20 protein-coding genes are annotated in these 22,702 nt (G+C 51.6%); 14 read left to right on the forward strand and 6 right to left on the reverse strand.

Annotation, left to right across the window (positions count from 1 at the left end):
* Nucleotides 1–17: 17 nt before the first annotated feature.
* The 10 genes from E2L06_RS20890 (at nucleotide 18) to E2L06_RS20935 (ending at nucleotide 12,572) form a co-directional block, all read left to right on the forward strand.
* A complete protein-coding gene (locus E2L06_RS20890) occupies nucleotides 18–2,012 on the forward strand; it encodes a class I SAM-dependent DNA methyltransferase (protein ID WP_138783370.1) in 1,995 nt (664 codons plus the stop codon).
* Entirely contained in the window at nucleotides 2,009–3,337 is a 1,329-nt protein-coding gene (locus E2L06_RS20895; protein ID WP_138783371.1) for a restriction endonuclease subunit S, read from the forward strand. Before E2L06_RS20890 ends, E2L06_RS20895 begins: the two co-directional genes overlap by 4 nt.
* Entirely contained in the window at nucleotides 3,334–6,297 is a 2,964-nt protein-coding gene (locus E2L06_RS20900) for a type I restriction endonuclease subunit R (protein ID WP_138783372.1), read from the forward strand. The genes E2L06_RS20895 and E2L06_RS20900 overlap by 4 nt, the downstream gene beginning before the upstream one ends.
* Nucleotides 6,298–6,603: 306 nt before the next feature.
* The gene (xseA, locus tag E2L06_RS20905) at nucleotides 6,604–7,749 is read left to right on the forward strand and encodes an exodeoxyribonuclease VII large subunit (RefSeq protein WP_138783373.1); all 1,146 of its coding nucleotides are present in this window, start codon (nucleotides 6,604–6,606) and stop codon (nucleotides 7,747–7,749) included.
* A gap of 651 nt (nucleotides 7,750–8,400) precedes the next feature.
* The gene (locus tag E2L06_RS20910; protein WP_138783374.1) at nucleotides 8,401–8,736 is read left to right on the forward strand and encodes a hypothetical protein; all 336 of its coding nucleotides are present in this window, start codon (nucleotides 8,401–8,403) and stop codon (nucleotides 8,734–8,736) included.
* Nucleotides 8,733–8,933, forward strand: a complete 201-nt coding sequence (gene xseB, locus E2L06_RS20915) for an exodeoxyribonuclease VII small subunit (RefSeq protein ID WP_138783375.1) — start codon at nucleotides 8,733–8,735, stop codon at nucleotides 8,931–8,933. Before E2L06_RS20910 ends, xseB begins: the two co-directional genes overlap by 4 nt.
* A gap of 323 nt (nucleotides 8,934–9,256) precedes the next feature.
* Nucleotides 9,257–9,676, forward strand: coding sequence for a hypothetical protein (locus tag E2L06_RS20920; protein ID WP_138783376.1), 420 nt, complete (start codon nucleotides 9,257–9,259; stop codon nucleotides 9,674–9,676).
* Between the two features lie 168 nt (nucleotides 9,677–9,844).
* On the forward strand, nucleotides 9,845–10,279 hold the full coding sequence (locus tag E2L06_RS20925; protein WP_138783377.1) for a TRAM domain-containing protein: 435 nt from the start codon (nucleotides 9,845–9,847) through the stop codon (nucleotides 10,277–10,279).
* A gap of 335 nt (nucleotides 10,280–10,614) precedes the next feature.
* Nucleotides 10,615–10,890 (forward strand): hypothetical protein, encoded by a 276-nt coding sequence (locus tag E2L06_RS20930; protein WP_249361545.1) that lies wholly within the window; start codon nucleotides 10,615–10,617, stop codon nucleotides 10,888–10,890.
* A gap of 284 nt (nucleotides 10,891–11,174) precedes the next feature.
* Nucleotides 11,175–12,572, forward strand: a complete 1,398-nt coding sequence (locus tag E2L06_RS20935; RefSeq protein WP_138783378.1) for an IS701 family transposase — start codon at nucleotides 11,175–11,177, stop codon at nucleotides 12,570–12,572.
* Between the two features lie 364 nt (nucleotides 12,573–12,936).
* On the opposite strand, the gene E2L06_RS20940 is transcribed toward E2L06_RS20935, so the two are convergent.
* Nucleotides 12,937–13,380, reverse strand: a complete 444-nt coding sequence (locus E2L06_RS20940) for a hypothetical protein (protein ID WP_212750832.1) — start codon at nucleotides 13,378–13,380, stop codon at nucleotides 12,937–12,939.
* Nucleotides 13,381–13,808: 428 nt separating this feature from the next.
* On the opposite strand from E2L06_RS20940, the gene E2L06_RS20945 reads away from it, so the two are divergent.
* The 4 genes from E2L06_RS20945 to E2L06_RS20955 all read left to right on the forward strand — a co-directional run bounded on the left by E2L06_RS20945 (nucleotide 13,809) and on the right by E2L06_RS20955 (nucleotide 16,069).
* Nucleotides 13,809–14,216, forward strand: a complete 408-nt coding sequence (locus E2L06_RS20945; protein ID WP_212750833.1) for a hypothetical protein — start codon at nucleotides 13,809–13,811, stop codon at nucleotides 14,214–14,216.
* A 758-nt stretch (nucleotides 14,217–14,974) separates the two neighbouring features.
* Nucleotides 14,975–15,535 (forward strand): SWIM zinc finger family protein, encoded by a 561-nt coding sequence (locus E2L06_RS20950; protein ID WP_138783380.1) that lies wholly within the window; start codon nucleotides 14,975–14,977, stop codon nucleotides 15,533–15,535.
* A gap of 157 nt (nucleotides 15,536–15,692) precedes the next feature.
* Nucleotides 15,693–15,857, forward strand: coding sequence for a hypothetical protein (locus E2L06_RS22165; protein WP_171052453.1), 165 nt, complete (start codon nucleotides 15,693–15,695; stop codon nucleotides 15,855–15,857).
* Nucleotides 15,857–16,069: a hypothetical protein gene (locus E2L06_RS20955; RefSeq protein WP_138783381.1), complete on the forward strand. Its 213-nt coding sequence runs from the start codon at nucleotides 15,857–15,859 to the stop codon at nucleotides 16,067–16,069. Before E2L06_RS22165 ends, E2L06_RS20955 begins: the two co-directional genes overlap by 1 nt.
* A gap of 338 nt (nucleotides 16,070–16,407) precedes the next feature.
* Here the strand turns inward: E2L06_RS20955 and E2L06_RS20960 are convergent, their stop codons facing one another.
* The 5 genes from E2L06_RS20960 to E2L06_RS20980 form a co-directional block, all read right to left on the reverse strand.
* Complete coding sequence (locus E2L06_RS20960; protein WP_138783382.1) at nucleotides 16,408–17,739, reverse strand: DUF790 family protein; 1,332 nt, start codon at nucleotides 17,737–17,739, stop codon at nucleotides 16,408–16,410.
* Entirely contained in the window at nucleotides 17,726–19,144 is a 1,419-nt protein-coding gene (locus tag E2L06_RS20965; RefSeq protein WP_138783383.1) for a DEAD/DEAH box helicase family protein, read from the reverse strand. The genes E2L06_RS20960 and E2L06_RS20965 overlap by 14 nt, the downstream gene beginning before the upstream one ends.
* Nucleotides 19,145–19,224: 80 nt before the next feature.
* Entirely contained in the window at nucleotides 19,225–20,427 is a 1,203-nt protein-coding gene (locus E2L06_RS20970) for a Cdc6/Cdc18 family protein (protein ID WP_138783039.1), read from the reverse strand.
* A 434-nt stretch (nucleotides 20,428–20,861) separates the two neighbouring features.
* Nucleotides 20,862–21,311, reverse strand: coding sequence for a hypothetical protein (locus tag E2L06_RS20975; protein ID WP_138783040.1), 450 nt, complete (start codon nucleotides 21,309–21,311; stop codon nucleotides 20,862–20,864).
* On the reverse strand, nucleotides 21,308–22,159 hold the full coding sequence (locus E2L06_RS20980; RefSeq protein WP_138783041.1) for a ParA family protein: 852 nt from the start codon (nucleotides 22,157–22,159) through the stop codon (nucleotides 21,308–21,310). Before E2L06_RS20980 ends, E2L06_RS20975 begins: the two co-directional genes overlap by 4 nt.
* Nucleotides 22,160–22,702: the final 543 nt, after the last annotated feature.

Consider the following 22,702-nt stretch of genomic DNA (forward strand, 5'->3'; position numbering starts at 1 on the left):
AACCATTTCTCCCATAGATGGTCGAGAACTTTAACGAGAAGGCTGATTTCATTTGGTCTATTGCAGACCTTCTCCGAGGAGACTACAAGCAGTCCGAATACCAGAAGGTAATCCTCCCACTGACAGTCCTACGCCGCCTCGACTGCGTTACCAAACGGAACAAGGAGGATGTCTTGGAGCGCTACGAGCAACTTCAGCAACAAGGTATTGAGAACGTTGCACCGGCGCTGAAGAAAGCTGCTGATGCTCAAGTATACAACACTAGCGAATACACGTTTGAGTCGCTGTGTAACGACCCCGAGGACATTGCGGAGAACCTCCAGTATTACATCAACCAGTACGACGAGGAGACCAAGGAGATTTTCGAGAAGTTCGAGTTTGACCACCAAATCCAGCGCCTTGACGACGCTAACCTGCTCTATAAGATAGTTCGGCAGTTTGCTGAGATCAACCTTCACCCCGAGGAGGTTCCGAACGAAGAGATGGGTTACATCTACGAGGAGCTCATCCGGAAGTTCAACGAACTCAGCAACGAAACCGCTGGTGAGCACTTCACGCCGCGAGAAGTCATTGAGCTCATGGTGAACCTCGTATTCCAAGAGGACGACGACGCGCTGACACAGCAGGATGCTATCCGCACGGTCTATGACCCGGCGTGTGGGACTGGCGGGATGCTGAGCGTCGCCGAGGAATATGTTCGTGAACTCAATACCGACGCGAAGCTCCACGTCTTCGGCCAGGAACTTAATCCCGAATCCTACGCGGTCTGTAACTCAGATATGCTCATCAAGGGCCAAGAGCCTGAGAACATCATCTATGGCAATTCTTTCACTGAGGACGGTTTCCCGAGTCAGCGCTTCGACTATATGCTCTCCAATCCGCCCTTCGGTGTCTCTTGGAAGAAGGTGAAGGAGGAAATCGAGCGTGAGCACGAAGAGCAAGGCTATGCAGGCCGCTTTGGTGCCGGGACACCGCGCACGAGCGACGGTGCATTCCTCTTCCTCCAGCACATGATTAGCAAGATGAAATCGCCCGCGGACGGCGGCTCGCGTATCGCCATCGTGTTTAACGGCTCACCGCTATTCAATGGCGGCCCCAACAGCGGAGAGTCAGCGATTCGGCGCTGGATTCTGGAAAATGACTGGCTGGAGGCCATTGTCGGCCTCCCAGAGAACCTATTCTACAACACCGGTATTCGAACCTACATCTGGGTGCTCTCAAACGACAAGCCCGAGAAGCGTAAGGACAGGGTGCAGCTCATTGACGCACAGGATCTGTACGTTGAGATGGATGAGAGCCTTGGCGAGAAGCGCTATGAACTCATGCAGGAACACATTGAAAAGATTTCCCGCATCTTTGGCGACCTGACAGCGAACGGTCGATCCAAGCTCGTCCCCACGGAGGAATTCGGCTACCGTCGCATCGTCATTGACCGCCCGCTACGCATGAGCTTCCGAGCAACTGACGAACGTATCGAAAGCTTAGATGACGAACGGGCATTTACCAACCGTGACAAGGAAACACAAGAGGCAGTAAAGGATGCGCTGCATTCGCTTGATGCTGAAAAGCAGTGGATGAATAGAGGGGATTTCATAAATGAAGTGGAACTGGTATTGAATTCGAACGATATTGACGTGCGCAATAGTGTCTATAACGCGATAGAACGGGCACTAGGGAAACAAAACGACGACGCTGAAATATGCCGTGATGGGAATGGAAATCCCGAGCACGACATAGACCGACGCGAACGTGAACGGGTACCTCTGAATACCAACCCGCGGAAATATTTCACTGAGGAAGTAGAACCACATTTAGAAAATACTTGGATAAATGATAGCAAAAAGTACCACGATGACAAAGATGGAGAGTTGGGAGTTGTTGGATATGAAATCAATTTTGATAGGTATTTTTACCAATATGAAGAGCCGAGATCTGTAACCTCGATCGATTCAGAAATAGAAACCATAGCAGCGGAACTTTTTAATCGAGTTGAGGAAACTCTCGAAAAATGAATATCTCAAACACTAAAAGTAATTCGCTGAGCAGAGAAATGTTCGGAGAACTGCCCGAGCAATGGGAATACAGAAAACTGGGCCACGGGATTGAAATAAAAGGGGGGCAAGTGGATCCTACCAAAGAGTCCTACTCCTCGATGCTACTGGTTTCACCGAAACATATTGAATCAGGAACCGGAAAAATGATTGACAGACAAACAGCCGAAGAACAGGGGGCACAGAGTGGAAAATATCTCTGTGAACCTGGAGATATTATTTACTCTAAAATTCGACCAGAGTTGGCAAAGGCGACAATTGCACCGGAGCGTTGTCTTTGCAGTGCAGACATGTATCCTATCAAAAGTAGATCTGCATATCGAAATCAGTTCTTAGCTTGGTTACTCATTTCTAAACCATTTACTGAATTAGTCTCACTCCAATCACAAAGAGTAGCAATGCCTAAAACAAATAGAGAGTCTTTATCTCGTATTAGGATCCCGACCCCTCCACTGGAGCAACAAGATACGATTACATCCTATCTCAATAAAAAGACATCAGAGATAGACAATGCTATTGAGAAAACATCTAATCTTGAAGATAGACTAAAAAATAGGCGAGTTACAAAGATATATGAGCAGATAACTCATTCTGGGAAAGAACACACTGGAAAAAAGCAGACAGACATTCCTTGGTTAGGAAAGGTTCCAGAGGAATGGGGTGTGGCAAAGGTAGGTTGGATATTCGACATACAATTAGGTAAGAAGCTTAACGAATCAGAAATTACTGGCGAAAACCTATATCCATATCTCAGAAACAAAGATGTTCAATGGTGGGATGTGAATACCGACAATCTTCCAAAGATGGACTTTTCACCACGAGAGCAGTCAAAGTTCCAACTCAAAAAAGGAGATGTGCTAGTATGTGAAGGTGGGGAGGCGGGACGAAGTGCAATATGGAAAGGTGATAATAAAGAGACATATTATCAGATGGCATTACATAGAGTTAGGCCGATTAATGGAGATCAGATTCCTGAGTTCTTTTGTTACTTCATGGAATTTGCTGTTAAATCCGGACTCTTCTCTTCGCGGGCAAACCAGAGTACCATCGAACATATTACGACAGAGAAACTGAGCAACCAGAAGATGCCAATTCCGCCACGCAGGCAACAAGAAAGGATAGCGAAGAGGCTCTCAGAGTCTGTTGATAACATCGAGAAATCTATTAGTTCGATAAAGAAGCTCCGAAATGTCCTTGAAGAGAAACGCCAAGCGATAATTACCGCCGCAATTACAGGACAAATTGATATGTCTGAAGATCAAGGTATGAGTAAGATCCCTACATGAGCAAGCCCTACGACGAGGCAACCTTTGAGGACGAGATAGCCGCCGGTCTGCTTGAACGGGGCTACACCCGTGTCCCAAGTGAGGGCTTTGACGCCGAGCGGGGTATCTTCCCAGACAAGGTCGTTTCATTCGTCAAAGAAACTCAGCCGGAAGCGTGGGAGAAACTTGAAACAGCCTACAAGGGCAACGCCAAGGAACGGTTCCTCCAAGAGCTCATCAGCGCGCTCGAACGCCAAGGTACCTTGGAGATACTTCGGCAGGGCCTCCGAACTACTGGAACGAAAATCGACCTAGCGACGTTCAAGCCGAATACGGGAATCAACCCCGAACTACAGAAGAGGTACGAAGCGAACATTCTCGGGGTCACACAGCAGCTTTACCATTCCGCGACGAACCCAAGTCGGAGTCTTGACCTCGCGCTAAGCGTCAATGGTATTCCGGTGGCGACAGCTGAACTGAAGAACACTTTCACCGATCAAAAGGTTCGAGACGCCCGTGAACAGTACAAGAAGGACCGTGATCCAAGTGAGCCCGTGCTGCGGTTCAAGCGCGGCGCGCTAGTACACTTCGCTATCGACCAGAACGAGGTCCACTACACGACTGAACTCGATGGCGAGGACACCCGGTTCCTCCCGTTCAATAAGGGCCACGAGAAAGGCGGCGGCAATCCTCCGCGGGAAGACGACCATCGAACGGCGTACCTGTGGAAGGAGGTTTTGGCGAAGGACAGCTGGATGGACATCCTTCAGCGCTTTATCCACATCGACACGGAGGAGATCAAGAAGGACGGCATCACGGTCAAGGAAGAGGAGACGATGATCTTTCCGCGCTACCACCAACTTGAGTGTGTCCGCCAGTTGGTTGATAGCGCCTGTGAGGAAGGCCCTGGCGAAGACTACTTGATCCAGCATTCTACTGGGAGTGGCAAAAGCAAGTCGATAGCGTGGCTGGTTCACCGACTCGTTTCCCTCCACGACGAGAATGATGATGCGGTCTTCGACGGCGTCGTCGTCGTGACCGATCGGACTGTTCTCGACGAGCAACTGCGCAACACGATCTACGAGCTCGACCACAAGACCGGCGTCGTTCACCCAATCAAGGGCGAGAACGGGCCGAAATCTGAGGAACTCGCCGAGGCACTGGAGGCAGGCAAGCCAGTCATCATCACTACGTTGCAGACGTTCCCGTACGTTATCGAACACGCTAAATCTCTGCCTGAACGGGACTACGCGGTCGTGGTCGATGAGGCACACAGTAGCCAAAGCGGAGAGATGTCCGCCGAGATGAAGGGTATTCTCTCGGGTATCGATGAGGACGAGATTGAAGACGCGGAAGACGCTATCGCTGAGAATGCGAAGGCCCGAAGCAAACAAGAGAATCTCAGCTTCTTCGCGTTCACGGCAACGCCGAAGGCAAAGACCCTGCAGACGTTCGGCGAGCCTGACGGTGATGGCGGTTACGAGCCGTTCCACCTGTACTCGATGCAGCAGGCGATCGACGAGGGGTTCATTCTCGATGTTCTCCAGAACTACACGACTTACGAGACGTTCTACAACGTTGCGAAGGTAGTCGAAGAAGATCCGGAAGTACCTGAGCAGAAAGCCGTGAAGGCTATTTCGCGGTTCCTAAAACTTCATCCGCATAACGTGGCGCAGAAAGTCGAGATCATCGTAGAGCACTTTCGGACGCACACGCAGCACAAAATCGGTGGCAAGGCGAAAGCGATGATTGTCACGTCATCGCGTGCCCATGCAGTTCGATACAAGAAGTCTATTGACGAGTATATTGAGGAGAAGGGATACGACCTGAGCGCGTTGGTCGCTTTCTCTGGTACTGTCAAGGATGACGGAGAGAGTTATACTGAGGAGGGGATGAATGGGGGTGTCAAGGAGTCTGAACTCCCGAATGTCTTTGATACCCCAGAATATCAGGTACTCGTTGTTGCCGACAAGTATCAAACTGGGTTTGACCAGCCGCTCCTGCACACTATGTACGTTGACAAGAAGCTGTCCGGGATCCAGGCTGTCCAGACTTTGTCTCGTCTTAACCGGACTCACCCGGGGAAAGAGGACACCTTTGTCTTGGACTTCGAGAACAAGCACGAGGAAATCCAGGAATCCTTCGACCCGTTCTATGGGAAGACGACAGTCTCTGAGAGGGCGGACCCACAGCACCTGCAACAATTGGCCTCTGACTTGGACGCATTCCGTATCTATGACCAGCGTGAGGTTGACCGCTTCGCGGAGGTGTTCTTTGACCCGTCGAACACGGGGACGGAAGGAGCGCATGCGAAACTCAGTAGCCTCGTACAGCCACCCCGGGATAAATTCGTAGCGAAGGACGAGGAAACTCAGGAGGAGTTCCGGTCTACTCTCCGCTCGTTCCTTCGACTATATAAGTTCCAATCTCAGATTGTCAGTTACGCGGATACTCATCTAGAGAAGCTCTATACGTTCGGTAGATTCCTTTACAAAGAACTCCCGAAGAGTTCTAGAGAAACCTCAATAGAGTTCGACGATGAGCTCGCGTTGCAGTACTACCGGTTGGAGAAGTCTGAAGAAGGCTCCATTGGACTGAGTGCAAGTGATGGGGAGGTCGAGGGACCGACCGAGACCGGAACAGGCGGCTCTGGAGAGGACGAGGAAGTTGAACTCTCAACGATTGTCGAGAAAATCAACGAAAAACTTGGAACAGATTTCACAGAAGGCGACCAACTGTTTCTTGAACAGCTGAAAGAAGATGCGCTTGAGGACGATCATCTTCGACGATCTGCGCAGGCGAACAGTCGGGAAAACTTTGCTTTAGAGTTTGATGACGCGCTCACTAGCATGTTCATCGATCGAATGGACCAGAACCAGGAGTTGTTCGCGGAATTCATGGACAACGAAGAGGTTCAAGAAGTCATCACAAGACACCTTCGAGAGCAAGTGTATCAGGAAAGCCAAACCGCAGAAGGATAAATGTCCCATCTGATCACATTCAAACACTCGAATAGTCCTCCGAGGCAATAGTTCATAGATCACTTTCTTTTCCAGTACGGTACCATGATTGAATCTGTAAATGTGGTTGCGTCTGGCACACTCGGTTTAGAGTAGTTGGATAGTGACCTGCCGTCAGACCGATTTCGTAGCAGTCTCATGAATGGTCTCTCAACGATGAACCAAGTGTGTAGCCGAGGGGCAGATCGCCGGAATCGATAGATTCCGCTATTCGATGTGAATCACTAAAGCAAGTATTTTAGTACCGACACGAACAGATACGACGTAATGGGTGTCAACTCGAGGGATGACAAGGAGACCACAACCACCCTTGAGACACATCAGGAGACACTCGACACAGACAACATCACGTTCGTCGACGCCCTCAACGACGAAATTAGCACGGTCCTCGAGAATACGTCCGATCTCCAGTACGACTACGTCCTTGGCGACGTCTCCGACTATGGCGTCTCCGGAAACGGACATGCACACTTCGATCTCGTCCACGAGGACTCCACGATCCACTGTGTAATCTTCAGTCATCGGCTCCGTTCGTTCGACATCACGATCGGTGACGGAACGCACATCGCAGTCAAAGGAGAGCTGTCGTACTACGCAGCAAATGGCAGTGTCTCGCTCATCGTGGAGGACTTTGTCGAAGTCGGAGAGGGAAACTACCAGCAAACGTATCAAGAGAACAAGCGAATCCTCGAGGAGGACGGCCTCTTAAGCGAGAAAACAAAGCAGTCACTCCCAGAGTTCCCTCGCCGGATCGGACTCGTCACGAGCGCAGACAGTGATGCCCGTGAAGATGCCGTCACCAGCATTCACGGCCGCCACCCTGACGTGGATATCGTCATCCACCATACGACCGTCCAGGGCGACGGTGCGATGTTATCGATGATGCAAGCGATCAGTGAACTCGATGACAACACCCACATCGATGTAATCGTTCTAACCCGTGGTGGGGGATCAGAAAAGGATCTCCGCGTATTCAACGAGACGCCGCTTTGTCGAGTGATTCACAACACCACAACGCCATTCGTTGTCGGTGTCGGCCACGAGAACGATCGGACACTGGCTGACGAGGTCGCAGACAAGCGCGTCATGACGCCGACACACGCAGGCGAGATCGTACCCAAAAAGGAGGATCTCGAAACCGAACTCGGGGACGTCACTGACCGGCTGGACCGTGCATACGAACGAACCGTCCAGACCCAACTCGAGACGACTGTGGATAACCTGGATACTGCCTACGAACAGCAGGTCGACAGCAACCTCGCGACGTTTTCAACAGACCTCGATCGCGCGTTTGAAGCGCTCACGTCTGAACGGCTCACGGCGCTTGAGACAGAACTCGAGCATGCGTTGGAATCTTCCGAACAGCAAAAGGCCCACGAGAAACAGAAAGTTCGGGAGCTTACCAGTAGTTAATAATACGGTTTCTTTATTCAGAGAATCGTGTGAAAGTGTGATTGGTACTTCGATAGAAAAGATGCCCCTAGTAGCAATGTTTATTGTGGTTGGATATCCAACAATTATTATGGCATGTGGGGGTTTTGTCGGCCACCTGCGGTTGGGTGGCACCCGATAACGGCTGGCGTCGTTATCGGATTTCTTACTGGGCTAATGGGCTTATTGGCAGTAGCAAATCCTCTAGGAGGACTTGTTGGTGCGGTCGGCTGTGGCATCACTGTGGCATACTTATGTGAAGAGCGGCTCTTCACCACTATTGTCTATGCGGCTATTGCGGATGTGTTGAGTTCGATTGTGTTTTTCTGTCTTGTCCTTGTCGCATATCTTATGATGGTCGCGTTAACCGAGGGTCTCGCATTTATTTCAGCCGCTTGGTTTACAATGTGGTACATATCAATTGGTGGTATGGTGGCAGTAATCGTTGGCAGTATCTCGGTTGTTATCACGGGCATCTCTGCAACAGTCACCACACTCGTCACGCGATAAAAACGATACGGCGGTGAGTAGGCAGGGGTAGCTCACCGCTACTATCCCGCCTAACGATTGAGTTCAGTTTCGAGAAGAGAGTTGAATAAAGGAATCGCGCTACCAACTACTGTTACAGGACGATTGAACAGTGCGTACCAGCGGACAGTCCAGACACACCTCGAGGGCACAGAGGAGAGGCTCGACAATGCCTACAAACAGCATGTAACCAGCGAACTCGCTACGTCCTCAGCAGACCTCGACCACGCGTTTGAAGCGGTCACGTCTGAACGGCTCACGACGCTTGAGACAGACCTCGAGCACGCACTAGAGTCCTTCAAACAGCAGAAAGTCCACGAGAAAGATAAAGAAGCAGTTGCGCAAGAGTACAGCGAGTCACAACGCCGGCAGCAGATCACGATCGCCGTACTCGTCATTCTCGTGTTGCTGTTGCTCGGCATCCTTCTGTTAAACCTATGAACGACACACCAGACATCCCAGACGATGCATCGATTTCAGAGAAGACAGAGCGCCTCGAAGAGATTATCGCACAGCTTGAGGATGGAGAAGTCTCCCTCGAGCGAGCAAATGAGCTTCACACGGAAGGAACTCATCTTTTAGAAGACTTGAGAGAAGATCTGGATATTGGCGACGGGGCAATCACTGAAAATCGATAGGCCCGAAATTGACATCAAACCTGACCGGATCCGTACCGGGTCAATCTGTTTCGTCTACCTGCTTGATCAGAAAGAAGAGAGTGCTGTATAACACTCCCACCAGTGTTGATTACACCCGGATATATGATGAATTGGCCGATAAGTAGATCTGCTTACTTAGCATTAAAGAATCTATCAGATATACACGATGTCTATGGGTGTATGCTAAGTACAAGTAGATAATTTAATGAGAAATGACCATTCACAGAGAAGCGGTTAGTTCGCGCAGCACGGGTGCCAGATGAGCCGTAATAGTTTAATTAGGGGAATTGACAACTCATACTATGCCCTCCCGACGTGAAATGCTCCTCACTGGCGGAACCCTCCTAAGTTCGGCGTTCGCTGGTTGTCTGAATACATTCAGAACAACTGGCTCACTTCAGGAAGTAGACGTTGAACTCCACAACGGGGATGACGAAACTCACACGTTTCACCTCGCTCTCGAACTCGAAAGCGAAATCATGGAATGGGAATCGCACTCTGTCAATGCAGAAACCACAAAATCAATTGTGATTACGCCACCTGAGGATACATCACCCGTAGCGTTACATGGGGCTGTTGGCGACTTTGCAGATAATGTTGAGTTCGTTGGCGTAGATAACGTTAATGGAGATTTTTGTCTCCAAGTGGCCTTCTGGTATAAGCTATCCAATAGTAATGGTAAACTCACTGACCTTATGCTATCAGCCGATAGCAGGTGCTGATACCCGATAGCAACCGAAGAGACGAGGTGTAGTCCCGATGACTGTTACCACCTGTGCTGGGTGAGTCTACTATCGAGCAAGCAGACGATGCAATCCACGTCTACGAGGACCAGTTTTGTGAAGTACTGAAACTTACTTGTCCCGTGGGTACTGAACACTAGAAACTCAATGGTCGAGATTCCCGATTCCCTTTGCTCTCTGTTCAGCGCTCCAATCGAAGAGCGAAATGGAACGTACGTTGTTGAAATTCCCTCGAGTGAAGTCGATCACGAGGCGTTGTCAGCTGACGAAACGTATCGCGTAGCGATTCTTGAGTCTCCTGCCTCAACAGAGTCATCGGTGCAACAGGGGACACAGCAATCTCCCTCTCAGGAGCCCGTAAGCCGCACTCCATCGGGACCCCCTGTCAAGGAAGGCGAGGTACGCAATGTAACAATCGAGACTGTCGGCGATCAGGGCGACGGCATTGCAAAAGTCGAACGTGGCTATGTCGTGATCGTCTCTGGAGCCCAACCTGGTGACGAACCTACCATCGAAATCGAGCAGGTTCAGAAGAACGTCGCATTTGCGAGCATCGTCGATAGCGATCCACGAGCACTGTGAAAGTCCAGCCAGATAGCCGAGAGCTTGATCTGTTTCCCTAATCTGCTTATACCGGTGATCTTTGTGCGCCAGTAGGAGTGAGGCGCATACTCGTGTGCCTCGAGGCCACAAATGAGTACAGATTGACCGTGACCGAAGCTAACCAAGAAGCATTGCCCGACAGAGCGGACACGAGATCGTCACGATCGATGAATGGCTGCCGGGCACAGAGCCAACACCATACGATTACGTTTATCGGGAATTGATATCTGTGAGTGGACGGGCTGAATATAGCACTGTGTCACCAAGAGAAATTCTCCTTGATGTTTTTGACATTAACTATAGTGGTTAGCGGTATGACAGTCATGGATAGGGAAAATCAGTCAGAGTTAGAGGTGCGATTCAGGAAGCGTCTCGTGAGGGTGATTGTCTCGATCATCGTACTGACTGGTGTGACTGTCATTCTCGGGTACGGCGGCTGGATTGTCTTGACGCTCACTGCCAAAGTCGGGGGATACGATCCGAAAACTGCTGACGGCGAGTTGCTTCGTGAGCGGTTATTGGCGTGGCCCGACCGAAACAGAGAAGTTATGCGCTCGAACGGAAGAACGAGCCTCCCGTTGAAACCGTAGCGGATCTACGGCACTCATTTTCTCTGTTCAGCACTGCTCTGCCAACATCACCGATTGCTGATAGAAGAAGCCGCGTTAGGTTCGCATTTGTAGTTACCGCGAGCGCGGTGTCTGAGAACACAGATAGGGCCGGATGGACGAACTCAAGCATCAGTAATAGGGTGTCATAGAACGCGTCTCACACCTACTATGCGGGCATCCTGATTCGATAAGTACAGGGCAAGTAGTACTACTTCGGCGGTTGAATCGGCACCGCAATCTTCGCTGGACGCCTTTGAGTTTGCATGGCCCAAATCAACTGCCGGATACGGAATCCAAAGTTGGCGATTCGGCGATTTCTTGACCCAGTTCGGGCCGCGTTCACGACGCGGCCCGACGGCTCGTCGTGGGCGCGTGCCGCCAATACGTGGCGGATGGCACTTGCCTACGTTGAGGGGTTAGTGCGCCCCGGCAGCCACAAAACCTTGCGTGGCATTGGGAAACGAATGGATGTTCATGAAGACCGCATCCGGCGATTCATTACTCAGAGCCCTTGGAACCATGATGCCCTCCAGGATCATCTCAATGACAATATTCCAGATAGCATCGCCTCGGGGGAGGCGATGCTGATCTTCGACGATGTCGATTTTCGCAAGAAAGGAAATCATAGCGTCGGTGTTACACGCCAGTACGCTGGATCTGTCGGGAAAGTCGATAACTGTCAAGTCGCGGTCGATCTGGTGTCGGCTGTTCCGGGCGCCGCCCGGAACGCCGACCAACTCACATGGCCGCTGGGCATGGACCTGTATCTCCCGCGTCCATGGATTGAAGAGGATAGCTACGCGGAGCTTCGGGATGAAGTTGGACTCCCGGAAGATACTGAGTTCCGGACGAAACCCGAGATCGCACTAGAGCTGATCGAGCGCACTCGATCAGCGAAGGTTCCTCACGCGTGCGTGGGAGCCGATGCTGGGTACGGAGATGACCGTGAGCTGCGTTCTCAGCTCCGTGCGTGGGACGAACCGTACGTTCTCGGTGTAACCCCATCGGAACTCCGAGTCATTCCAGCAGAGACACCGATACGGCCGCCGGGTCCGACAGACGGACCCGGCCGGCCGCGGACTCATCCTACCTATCCCGAGGATGTGGAGGCTGTCTCACCGCGTGAGATAGCCGATGAGATCGAGGACTGGAAAGAGGTAACATGGTCGGAAGGGACGAAGGGACCGCTGTCGGGACAGTTCCACAGACAGCGAGTACGGGTAGTGTCGAACACCCAGCGCCGCTGGGTGTCCGACGAAGAGGCGTGGTTATTGATTGAGGACCGAGATGGGAAGACGAAGGCGTGGCTGTGCTGGGGTCTTGATGAGTGGGGTCTGGAAGAGTTAGTCGAGTATGCGCACGTACGATGGCCGATTGAGCAATTTCACAAGGATGCAAAGCAGGTACTGGGGATGGATCAGTTCGAGGGACGAACGTGGACAGGGTGGAACCATCACGTATCAGTGGTGTTGATGACGTACTCGTTTTTGATGACCGAGCGAGCCGCGCAGGGCGCGGCCGCTCGGTTGCCCCCGTTTTCGCAGGTTGCTCGGATCGCAATTCACGAGATGGCGGTACGAACAGTCGAAGAACAAGGAGTTGATCGACAGACCGCTGAACGAGTAGCAGAGGCAATGCTCAGGGGGTTTACTGACTGGTGATCAACCGCCGAAGTAGTAGTAGTTACCGAAGCAGCGGTGAATTAGCTGGTTCGTCTCTCGTAGCTTCTTTGGAGTTTTGGATACGTCAAAAACCAGAGGACAATCAATAGCATACAGTTGAATAGCCAGATAGGGTCAGTGAATTCCTCACGAAGAAACACAGAGGGCGTACGTCCGAGCAAAACTGCCCCAAGAGCTCCGACAGCTACGAGGCCTGTTACATATATAATGATGAAAATGAGCGAGTCGCGTCTAAATGACGGCTCCATATCGTCTAATTGACTTCGGTCAAAATAAATCCAATCGATACCTTCGCACACCTACTTATCAGTCGGTTCTTCTGTGACTCTCTATAGGTTCTCACTTAATACCACCAAGAATTTTCGCTACACACATTCTGGTCGAATAAAATCGATGGGTGATGATTATACTCTTCTTCTTTAATATTAATATAGAGGATCTCTGATGACTCACCGCTTTCATCACAATCCGGATAAAATCTGTATTCTTCGCGTATTGCAGGCAGATCTATCAGACTAACACGAACAATATACGGTTGGCTCTTAACCACATTCTGCTTTTTTAGGGTATATGTAGGACGATCTTCTGGGCGTGCCTGGAGTTCAAACTCCCGATCAAACGCGATTGCTTCGCTTCGTTCATTCTGATTCTCTCTATAAAACTCAACCTTCACCCAGTGTTTTTTATCATCAAAATTATTAATTCTTAATGTAAGCCTTGGGTAATTAGGGAGATGAGTTAAGCACCCTCCAAAGAGAGTTGAAAGCAAACTACCTCCCGCAGCCATGAACTTACGCCGAGATGAAGTCATCTTCATATGGTGATTATCAAAACAAACGTAAATTATTTTGCTGTTGTGGGAGGCTTAGGTTTTGGCATCTTTCTGGCGATAGCGATTAGGCCTCTGTTCTCTGAGTCTTTTATATTGAATCGAGAAATGTAATGTTCAGTTCGCATCCCTACTCATCAGCCAATTAACCATCGGAGTGGGTGTAATCAACACCGTGGGAAGAGTTCTATGACACCCTCTCAGTAAGTATAGATGCGAACTTACTGTCCGAGATCTACCAGTTACAGATGACGTTTTTCAATCCATGCTGAATGCAAGGCACGGATGCAGCACGAGTCAGAACTCAATCAATAAGAGCAATGATCATACAATATGGGGTACAAAATTGCTACAAAATACTTATTGATTGAATTTGATATTCTTGTATGAAACGTCGTACCTTTGTTTTGGGCACGATTCCTCTCTGCTCGGGGCTTGCTGGATGTACGGAACTGCTCTCTAATTCACCAATGCTTTCCGTGACCGTCTTTAACCAGTCCGAGAGCTCCTACACAATCGAAATGGCTTTTTCACGAACAGACGGAGACCTCTCCAGAGGCGAAGCCCGGGTGTTCTCAGGATCAATCGATGTTGGGCCAGACGAGCAAACTGTCCGTAAAGACGTTGCTGAACGACAACAGTATATTATAGAGTACAGCCTCTTCAGAGATGATAGTGGCTTTCTAACAGAACAAGACAACTTCCACTACTATCCGGGTGACGAGAGTGAGAGTGGTGGCCTGACATTTGATATTACTCCGTCAGGAACCCTGACGCGAAGGTGGGCCGTTTGAACGTCCACTGATCGTCTACTTCAGCGCGAGTTGCTTGAAACAAACGATGTCGGTTTACTACATCCATGCTCTGCACTTACTGCGAGTGCTGTGTCCGAGAAGTGCGACAGACCCGGACGGACGATCTCGAGTTAGCAATAAATATAGAGAAGGTACGTATCGAATGGTGATCACTCATATGGAGAGTTTTCAGGAGAGAAGAAACTCCTGAGAAGCTTTATACCCGCGACGAGCGCGATTACACCGCCAATCACACCAGCGACACTAAATACGAGACTCTGCCAGTAGAGAAGACTCGTCACCGTTAGAATGTATCCAGTGTGAGCCAGTGTAACAATTCCGACCCCGAGCAAGAGTGCAATGGCTAATAGCCAGCGACGAATTTGGCGAAGAGTGTCTCTGTATTGGAGGGCATAAACTGGCATTTTAGATTCGTCCGTATGGTTCTCCTGATTCCGTTCTTCATCGTTAGATGCGCATCTGTAGTTACCGCGAGCGCGGTGTCCGAGAGCTCAGGTAGTCTCGAACAGAATAGGCCTGACCTCTCCCTCGAGCACTACAAACTCGATTGCTGTCGGCTTTTGTCCGACAGGCAGGCATCACAAACAGCACGAGAACCGTGACGACATGAAGTCTGGCTCAGCCAAGAAGAAGTAGAGAGGTTACTCGAGGCTGCCAACGGAACCCAATAGCTGATCGCATTCGGTTTTTCTGCGCCAGTAGGAGCGGGCGCACACTCGTGTGCCTTGAGGCCACGAATGAGTACAGACCAACCACTCCAGAGCGACCCGCATCGAGATCGACCAACAGACGAGTACACAAGCAACCGCGATCGCAGCTATCCAGGAGACGTTGCCCGGCTGAACGGACACGAACTCGTCGCGATCGACGAGTGGCTGCCGGGCGCAGAGCCAACACCGTACGAACTCAATCTCACTGACGGCTACGAGTATCGCACACGCTACTGGCGCTGCAGAAAGTGCAGTCAAGAACGCAACCATCGCGACGAGTTCACCACCCCCTGCGACAACCCCCAACCACCGACTGTCCTTGAGGCAGGTGGCTACTCGATCGACGACCCACGAACGCGCCGTGCACTGAACGAAAGACTGGACGTCCGCTTTGCGACAGTGGGCCCGATCTACGAGGTCGAGAGTGAGAGTGGGAACAGCTACAAGGTCGATATCGAGGCAGCGACGTGTACCTGTCCTGATTTCGAGCAGCGCCAGCCAGACGACGGCTGCAAGCATCTTCGCCGTGTCGACCTCGAGATCCGGACGGGACTTGTTCCTGCGCCAGATGGGACGTTCAGCCGCTGACTGTCGAGTGATCTCGTCACGCGAGACGGTTTGTAACCCCCGAAAGGGGTGCAGGGGCTCGAAGGGAGCCACCGCAGCAACCCATGAGACAAAGAGAGACAGCAACCGCGTCGATAGACACTGAAACGACTCAGCTCTTGAACCGAGGGATCGCTAGATGACTGATCGCGACGAGTGCCGGATGCCGACGTGTTCGGAACCTGCTCGCGATTGTGCAGGATATGCTGGTCGGTTCTGTTCGGACAGCTGTGAGGTCCGCTACGAGCACCTACAAGCGGACGCTCGAGATGCTGCAGTGGATGAAGCCGAGGATCGGTACTAATGCTCGAGCAGATCGATCACCGTGGCAAGCGGTTTATGATCGGTGACGAAGACGGTGTCGACGACGTCGCTCGTGGCCGTTGTCGGCGAGCAGAAATGCTCGAACGACAGGCTCAACAAGAGATCCGTGAACTTGAGCGTGCGAAGGCAGTTGCTGGACCTGACAGTACAGATTCTGATATTGGTGTGCTCGACCAGCGGCACGGAACGTAGGGGGACGGAAGACACACCGTATTTCCTGAGAAAACAGGGATGAAACTCCCCCTTCACAGATAGTTGATGCCCCACGCACACAGATTTTACTCTGCACACGGTGTGTCTCGAGTATCGAAAAGCGATACGTCCGGTGGATCGAGGACAAAGATCAGCACCGGACGGGACTGAGGGTGGGCGATGATTGAATCCGGGCAGTGTCGCGTGCAGCGGATCACGCGACAGGTGATCTATCCGATGGCCTCATTATCAATCTCTTCCCGACTCCCAGTTACGCGGACGTGACCGCGCGTGACACGAATTATCTGCCAGTCGAAAACACACTGAGAGTTCCGTTCTCAAATCGAGTACTCTTCTGCCAGTTCAACTAGGTCGTAGACGTGAATCCCAGTTTTGAACCAGAGCACCCGCTCGCTCGTATCACCGAAGTTATCATTCGAGCAATCTAACTGTTCGGAGACTGCGACAAGGAGATTCTCAGCATCTGCCTGGCGTATTTTCTTCAGCTTCGACTCGAGATACTCGGGTGTCCAGAATCCGATGATCTCGAGAATCGCTCGCCGACCGTCCGGATGCTCGAGCGCGAAATCGGGGATCATCACCTCATCACCGAGGTCAAACACATCGTTTTCCCGTAGTAACTCCCAGTCCGTGGTCGCTCGCTCCCATTTCTGGGCGAGTGTCTGCTCGAGATCGCTATCGAACTGTCTGCCAGTACTGTAGTGTGAATCGAGTCCGTCAGTGTCGTCCAGTCTGAGTTGCCGTGTCTCACCCGATGTCTCGTCGACAAGTACTGTGGCAGTCATCTCCCAACGGTCACAGAGAGGCAATGCTGGCAGAAAGTTCGCCAGCCGAATACCGTATTTTTGCGATTGGGAGAACAACGACGCTGGCCCGTCAAGTATGGCCTCGTAGCCATCGGCACGGTCGGTTCGTTCGACACGCTTGCCATCAGAATCGATCGGATAGATCCGATGCATCAGTCCGAAGAGTTTGACGTAGCTGAATACCGTCCCGAAATGATCCCAGACACGGATTCGCATCTCGGTCGCATCGTAGAGGACCGCCTGAGCGAGCGCAAGATTGTAGCGAGTGACCAGCCAGTCGACCGTCAGATCAGTGTGTTCGTACTCGCCGTCACTACTGCCAGTCAGTGTCGTCGTTGTGGTCGATTGCTCGCCAGCACCGGCGTACTGGTCAGCGGTCCGTGTACCAATCTGGACAAGTCGTTTGTTCTCCTCGAGGTCAGCATACATCCCGCGGTAGCACGCTTCGAGTGAGATACCCAACTCATCAGCAACTGCACTATACACCTCGATCTTCTGTGTGTCGTCACCGAGCGTAGGCTGGCGAACAACCGGATACCGCTCGTTGGCTTTCTCGAACAGGCGCTGGCGGATTTCATGAGGCTCAACCGGAGACGTGACTTCGAACTCACACTCGTCGAGAAGCAGTTTCGCCAGTCCCTGGACGATCTTGTAGTCGGTATCTGCTACAGTGAGTTCGTCGATCGCGTCTTCGAGATCGCCTTTCGGCTCACCGAGATGGGCATCGAACAACGCAATGAGTTCGCGTGCCGTCTCTCGATAGTTCTCGTCCGTTGGATCGATAAACAGCGGCTTGATCGCATCGCCGGTGGTACGAGAACGAGCCAGATCAGCCGTCAGCATTCGTCGTCACCCCCTGTCGGCGCTGTTGGGACACGTACGTTTCCATCGTGTCTGCCGTGATGATCTCGTAGAGTCGGGCCGGCTGGCGGTCATCTGTCGGCCGGAGGATGCGTCCAAGCCGCTGGGCATACTGCCGCTTCGAAGCACTTCCCGACAGGATAATCCCCACGTTCGCAGCGGGAACGTCAATCCCCTCGTCGAGCACCTGAGACGTTGCCAGCATCGAGTACTCGCCAGTCCGGAATCGCTCGAGAATCTCGGTGCGCTCGTCCGTCTTCGTTTGATGGGTAATGCAGGGGACGATGAACTCCTGAGAGATTTCGTAGGCAAAGTCATTGTTCGCAGTGAATATTATTGCGCGATCGTCGTGGTGACGTTTGAGCAGGTTATCGAGCGTCTCGAGTTTTTTCTCTGCCGTTCGGGCGATGCGTTCGGCGCGCTGCTTGGCGATGAGTGCCCGCCGTCCCTTCGGATCGTAGGACGTCCGTTTGAGGAACTCCTGATAACCCTCCTCTTTCCAGAGATCAAACTCGTGGCTATCGACGTAGTCGCGATAGATCTGGTACTCCTCGTCGTATGTCTCCCGTTCCTCTGGCGTGAGCTCGACAGACATGTGGATGGTTTCGTACTCGCTGAGGTACTCGCCAGCAAGTTCGTCGACAGCCTCTTCATAAACAACCGGACCGATGAGATCCTCGAGGAGCTCATGCTTTCCGTCAGGCCGTTCGTAGGTAGCAGTCAGTCCCAACCGATACGGTGCAATCGTCATCTCGGGAATCTGCTGGTATGTCGGCGCTGGCAGGTGATGTTCTTCGTCGACGACGAGTAAGCCGAACTGGTCGCCGTATTCGTTGATGTAGCGGTAGGCGCTATCGTAGGTGGTGACGGTAATCGCGGTGACTTCGTGGCTGCCGCCGCCGAGAACGCCGATCGGCTCTGTGAGTTGATCGCCAAAGGCGTTGGTGAGTGTGGCGTGCCACTGATTCATCAGGTCAATCGTCGGTGTCACGACAAGCGCACTCACGCCGGCGTCAGCGATTGCCTGCAGTCCAAGAAAGGTCTTCCCGCTGCCAGTCGGGAGAACAACACTCCCTCGACGGCTGTGGTCGATCCAGGCGTCGAGGGCGGCCTGCTGATAGTCACGCGGTTCGATGTGGAGCGCCGGTGTCAGATCGAGTTCTGGATAACTTCGGGCAGCATCGTGGAGAGACATAGAACGTGGTAACGCATCTTCGAGTGTTGTCTGTCCGTTGCTGTCGGACCAGCCACCAGCCCACTCAAGAAGTTCCCGATACCGATAGGCCTGCACGCGGTACTCATCAATGCGATCGTCCCACTCCGCAAAGGGGACCTCGGCAGGCGCATCTTGGAGCACGAGTGTCCCGTCGTCGAAATCGATCCGCATTCGGTGTGTAGTTCGAAGGGGCCAATCGGGTTGAGTCTATGGATTCCAGGTACCACCTCAAACGCGATGGCTAGGTGCGGTTAGTCGAATAGTTCACTAACTCGGGAATCCTCAGAAAGAGCTTCAGTAACCAGTTCTGGCCGAATTGAAAACTGATATTGGTAATATGATCCGCCTTTCGGCCCTTTGTTCTTTTCTTCAACATCAAGAAACCCTTTTAATGTCAACTGCGAGAGTCGGTCATGGACCGTCCGATCAGTACGAGGGTCAATACCGATCCGATCCGCCGCGATCCGATACCGTTTGTAAATCGCGGAGCGCTTTGCGGGGAGTTTATTTTCGGTCTCAAGCGTCAATAGCGCGTATAATGTGAGCTTCGAGTGCGTCGGTACTCGCAACAACTCTTCCCACACCTTATCGCGTTCAACTGCTCGATCGGCCTCTCGAACATGGCGCTCAGTTACCATTTCTGTACCTTCGTCGCGAGCGATATCCCCTGCTTTATAGAGTCGGAGAAGCGCCTGCCGTGCAGATCCGCTACTCTGGCCGGCGAATGCGGCGGCCAGCGGGATTACGTTCTCGTCGAGGACATCATCGTGAAACGCTTGTTCGGATCGTTGTTCCAGAATTCGCCGAAGCTGGTTTGCGTCGTAAGGAGAAAACAGAATCTCCTCATCGCATAGCGAATCCTTCACTCGAGCCGAGAGATTATCTCGGAAGGTGAAATCATTCGAGATACCGATAACACCGACCTGAGTATTTTCGACGAGATTGTTGTCGTTTGCCCGAGGAACCTGGTAGAGAATGTCGTCGTCGTTACCAATCGAATCAACTTCATCCAATACAATCAAACAGTGGGTTGCCTCGAGATCGTTTAGATGGTCCCAGAGCATTTGATTGATCATACCCGAGGGGTAGCCAGTGGTCTTGATCTTGTCGTCGGGTTCGCGAAATTCATTTACAAGATTTGCAGCGACTTGATAACTCGAGGAAAGAGATTTACAGTTGAGAAAGACGGTGTGTAAATCGACATCATCCATTGGCTCGAGATCGGTGGAAAGACGTTCAAGGACCAACTTCGTTGCGAGCGTTTTCCCAACACCGGTTTGGCCATAGAGGAAGAGGTTCTTTGGTTGAGCTCCGTTCACAACAGGCCGGAGAGCGGATTGATAGGCCATTAACTCATCATCTCGCTCAATTAGCGTCTGCGGGGTGTAACTATCGCGAAGGACATTCTCGTCGCGAAAGATAGTCGAGTCACGAGTGAATGGCTCGAGTCCCATTACAAGCAACATTCAAACTAGGAATAATAAAACCACTAGTTCACGAGTTTCATGAGCTTCATTCGTCTCATTTGTCGGCCGGCATCTCACCCCCCTCCCCCCACTTTTCACGAGTGTTTTTGATCTCAAGCCTATGGCTAAGACTGAGACCGAGAGTATTGAATAGAGAAAATTATAAGTGTCTATGTAAAAAACCAAAACCGCACTAGACATAGAATCTTTCTATTCATTAGACACTTACTCTATGAGAAGCACAGACAATTTCTTTGGCCGTCCCACTTGTTTCGAACTCTCGTGAAAAGTGGGGGGAGGGGGCGTCGAACTCTATATTCTTTGAACGTTATTGATTCACAGTACTAATTTATTTCCTCCAAAATCACGCACTCTCAAACACTCATGAAATATGGGGGGTGTCCGTTCAATCCTCGAGAACCTCACTCGTTCTCGAAACCCCAGCGTTCGAGTTCTTCAGCAACGATTTCTGGCTGCCGCATTGCAGCGACATACGCAGCCTCTCGAACGTCCGTCTTCGAGACGCTGGCCCCGAGTTCGTCTTCGACCGCATCAACGAGCTTCCCCTCGACATCCTGGACGCTGCTGCGAAGATAGAACTGGACCATATCTCGGTCCTGCTTGACGTTGTCCCGCGTATAGACCCAAGGAATGCCGCCATCATCACGGCCTGACTGAGGGAGATCTGGCGCGACTCCGTCGTTAACGGTCTCGACTACTTCCTCGATAGAGGCATCGTCAGAGGGATATTTGTCCTCAGTCTCCTCTTCGAGGCCATCATCGACAACGTTGTCGACATCCTCCTCCACGTTCTGGTCATCCGTGTCGTCGACGTTATCGCCGAACGGATCGCTGCCAGCACCCTTCTTCATCGCTCACCGACCTCCGTAATCTCTGCAGCCAGTTGCTCTAACTTCTCGAGCGTCTCCATCTCATGGTCTCGTTTCCGATCACGGTGGTGCTCAACGTAGTAGCGAGGAGTACACTGCTCTTTCCAGCAGCCTTGGAATAGCGACTCTCGAGTACGAATCGCGACCGGTGCTGGATAGCCCCGGTTACGGATTTCCTCGAGGTACTCTTGTTGGTCACTTGTTCGACCGATGCCGTTCGGGACTCCCGCGAGGACTCCGATCTCGACCTGCTCATCGCCGTTCGAGATGGTGCCTTCAAGGCCGTCGACGAGCTCTTCGAGGCCGTAGATGCTTTGCATCCCTTTCCCTGTCGGCTCGATCGGGATCACCAGCGACCGCGTTGCGTTCACTGCGTTGTAGAGGTGAGGTCCCGCAGTTGCTGGCGGATCGATGATGATTGTGTCATACTCGCTGGGGACGCCAGCTTCGAGGAGGACACGTCGCAGCTGGTCGGTTGGATCAAAAGCCTCGTCGAGATCGGCGGCCATCTGCTCGGCTCGAGTCAGGAGATCACCGAGTCGCTCCATCATGTTGTGGCTTGGGACGACATCGAACCCGAAATCAGTCTCGAGGATGAGTTCGTTGAAGTCTCCTTTCGGCCGGTCGATCAAATGGCGAGCCAAGTTGTCTGCGTCGCCATCGTCGCGTGGGGCATCGACGCCGAGTAAGTGAGTCAGTGATCCGTACTGTGGATCAAGGTCGACTGTCAGGACGTTGCGGCCGACGCGGGTGTGTTCGTCAGCGAGTGATGCAGCAAGTGTTGTCTTTCCAACGCCGCCAGCCTCCGAATACGTGGCATAAGTAAGCATGTATTATCGGATGAACTGATTGATTATAGTTTTTCGCTAGTCCTCCTAGATAGGCTTATTGATTGGCCTAACCGATTGGCCTATCTGGAGAACCATCTAGTACCGTACTTAGCAGAACAGTGAACTGAACGCCACTGGGTTGACTAACCTTCTGAATACTGTCCCAAAGCCGATTCTGCTGCCTTTTCGACTACACAGTAAAACAGCCAACATGCGAAGCTGAGTATTGCGGTTATTCTATAGATAAGAACCATCTGGAAGGTCTATCTAAGTAGCCTAACCGATTAGCCTACTCAAAATAGCTTATTTCTAAACTCCGGCTCTCTAAAAAGTCATGCAATTAGCCTAACGAAATAGCCTAACTAATCGACCTGATTGAGTATAGAAGCCCAAATGAACTCTTGAGATCGTAAACTGTCAGTGGTATTCTAGACCAGTTTGAGACACAACCGATAATTTGCGTCAGATGTACCCTGTCAATGAACCTCATATTGAATGACTGCTAGTTCATATCGATGAACCAGCGCTGACTGGTCGTGTGAT

The organism is Haloterrigena sp. H1, assembly GCF_005938085.1.
In the GTDB taxonomy this organism is placed as follows: Archaea; Halobacteriota; Halobacteria; order Halobacteriales; family Natrialbaceae; genus Natrinema.

Excerpts from the sequence above, each read along its gene's own strand:
- E2L06_RS20890 (WP_138783370.1), top strand. The coding sequence starts at position 18 with ATGGTCGAGAACTTTAACGAGAAGGCTGATTTCATTTGGTCTATTGCA.
- E2L06_RS20895 (WP_138783371.1), top strand. The coding sequence starts at position 2,009 with ATGAATATCTCAAACACTAAAAGTAATTCGCTGAGCAGAGAAATGTTC.
- E2L06_RS20900 (WP_138783372.1), top strand. The coding sequence starts at position 3,334 with ATGAGCAAGCCCTACGACGAGGCAACCTTTGAGGACGAGATAGCCGCC.
- xseA (WP_138783373.1), top strand. The coding sequence starts at position 6,604 with ATGGGTGTCAACTCGAGGGATGACAAGGAGACCACAACCACCCTTGAG.
- xseB (WP_138783375.1), top strand. The coding sequence starts at position 8,733 with ATGAACGACACACCAGACATCCCAGACGATGCATCGATTTCAGAGAAG.
- E2L06_RS20920 (WP_138783376.1), top strand. The coding sequence starts at position 9,257 with ATGCCCTCCCGACGTGAAATGCTCCTCACTGGCGGAACCCTCCTAAGT.
- E2L06_RS20925 (WP_138783377.1), top strand. The coding sequence starts at position 9,845 with ATGGTCGAGATTCCCGATTCCCTTTGCTCTCTGTTCAGCGCTCCAATC.
- E2L06_RS20930 (WP_249361545.1), top strand. The coding sequence starts at position 10,615 with ATGACAGTCATGGATAGGGAAAATCAGTCAGAGTTAGAGGTGCGATTC.
- E2L06_RS20935 (WP_138783378.1), top strand. The coding sequence starts at position 11,175 with ATGGCCCAAATCAACTGCCGGATACGGAATCCAAAGTTGGCGATTCGG.
- E2L06_RS20940 (WP_212750832.1), bottom strand. The coding sequence starts at position 13,380 with ATGGCTGCGGGAGGTAGTTTGCTTTCAACTCTCTTTGGAGGGTGCTTA.
- E2L06_RS20945 (WP_212750833.1), top strand. The coding sequence starts at position 13,809 with ATGAAACGTCGTACCTTTGTTTTGGGCACGATTCCTCTCTGCTCGGGG.
- E2L06_RS20950 (WP_138783380.1), top strand. The coding sequence starts at position 14,975 with ATGAGTACAGACCAACCACTCCAGAGCGACCCGCATCGAGATCGACCA.
- E2L06_RS22165 (WP_171052453.1), top strand. The coding sequence starts at position 15,693 with ATGACTGATCGCGACGAGTGCCGGATGCCGACGTGTTCGGAACCTGCT.
- E2L06_RS20955 (WP_138783381.1), top strand. The coding sequence starts at position 15,857 with ATGCTCGAGCAGATCGATCACCGTGGCAAGCGGTTTATGATCGGTGAC.
- E2L06_RS20960 (WP_138783382.1), bottom strand. The coding sequence starts at position 17,739 with ATGCTGACGGCTGATCTGGCTCGTTCTCGTACCACCGGCGATGCGATC.
- E2L06_RS20965 (WP_138783383.1), bottom strand. The coding sequence starts at position 19,144 with ATGCGGATCGATTTCGACGACGGGACACTCGTGCTCCAAGATGCGCCT.
- E2L06_RS20970 (WP_138783039.1), bottom strand. The coding sequence starts at position 20,427 with ATGGGACTCGAGCCATTCACTCGTGACTCGACTATCTTTCGCGACGAG.
- E2L06_RS20975 (WP_138783040.1), bottom strand. The coding sequence starts at position 21,311 with ATGAAGAAGGGTGCTGGCAGCGATCCGTTCGGCGATAACGTCGACGAC.
- E2L06_RS20980 (WP_138783041.1), bottom strand. The coding sequence starts at position 22,159 with ATGCTTACTTATGCCACGTATTCGGAGGCTGGCGGCGTTGGAAAGACA.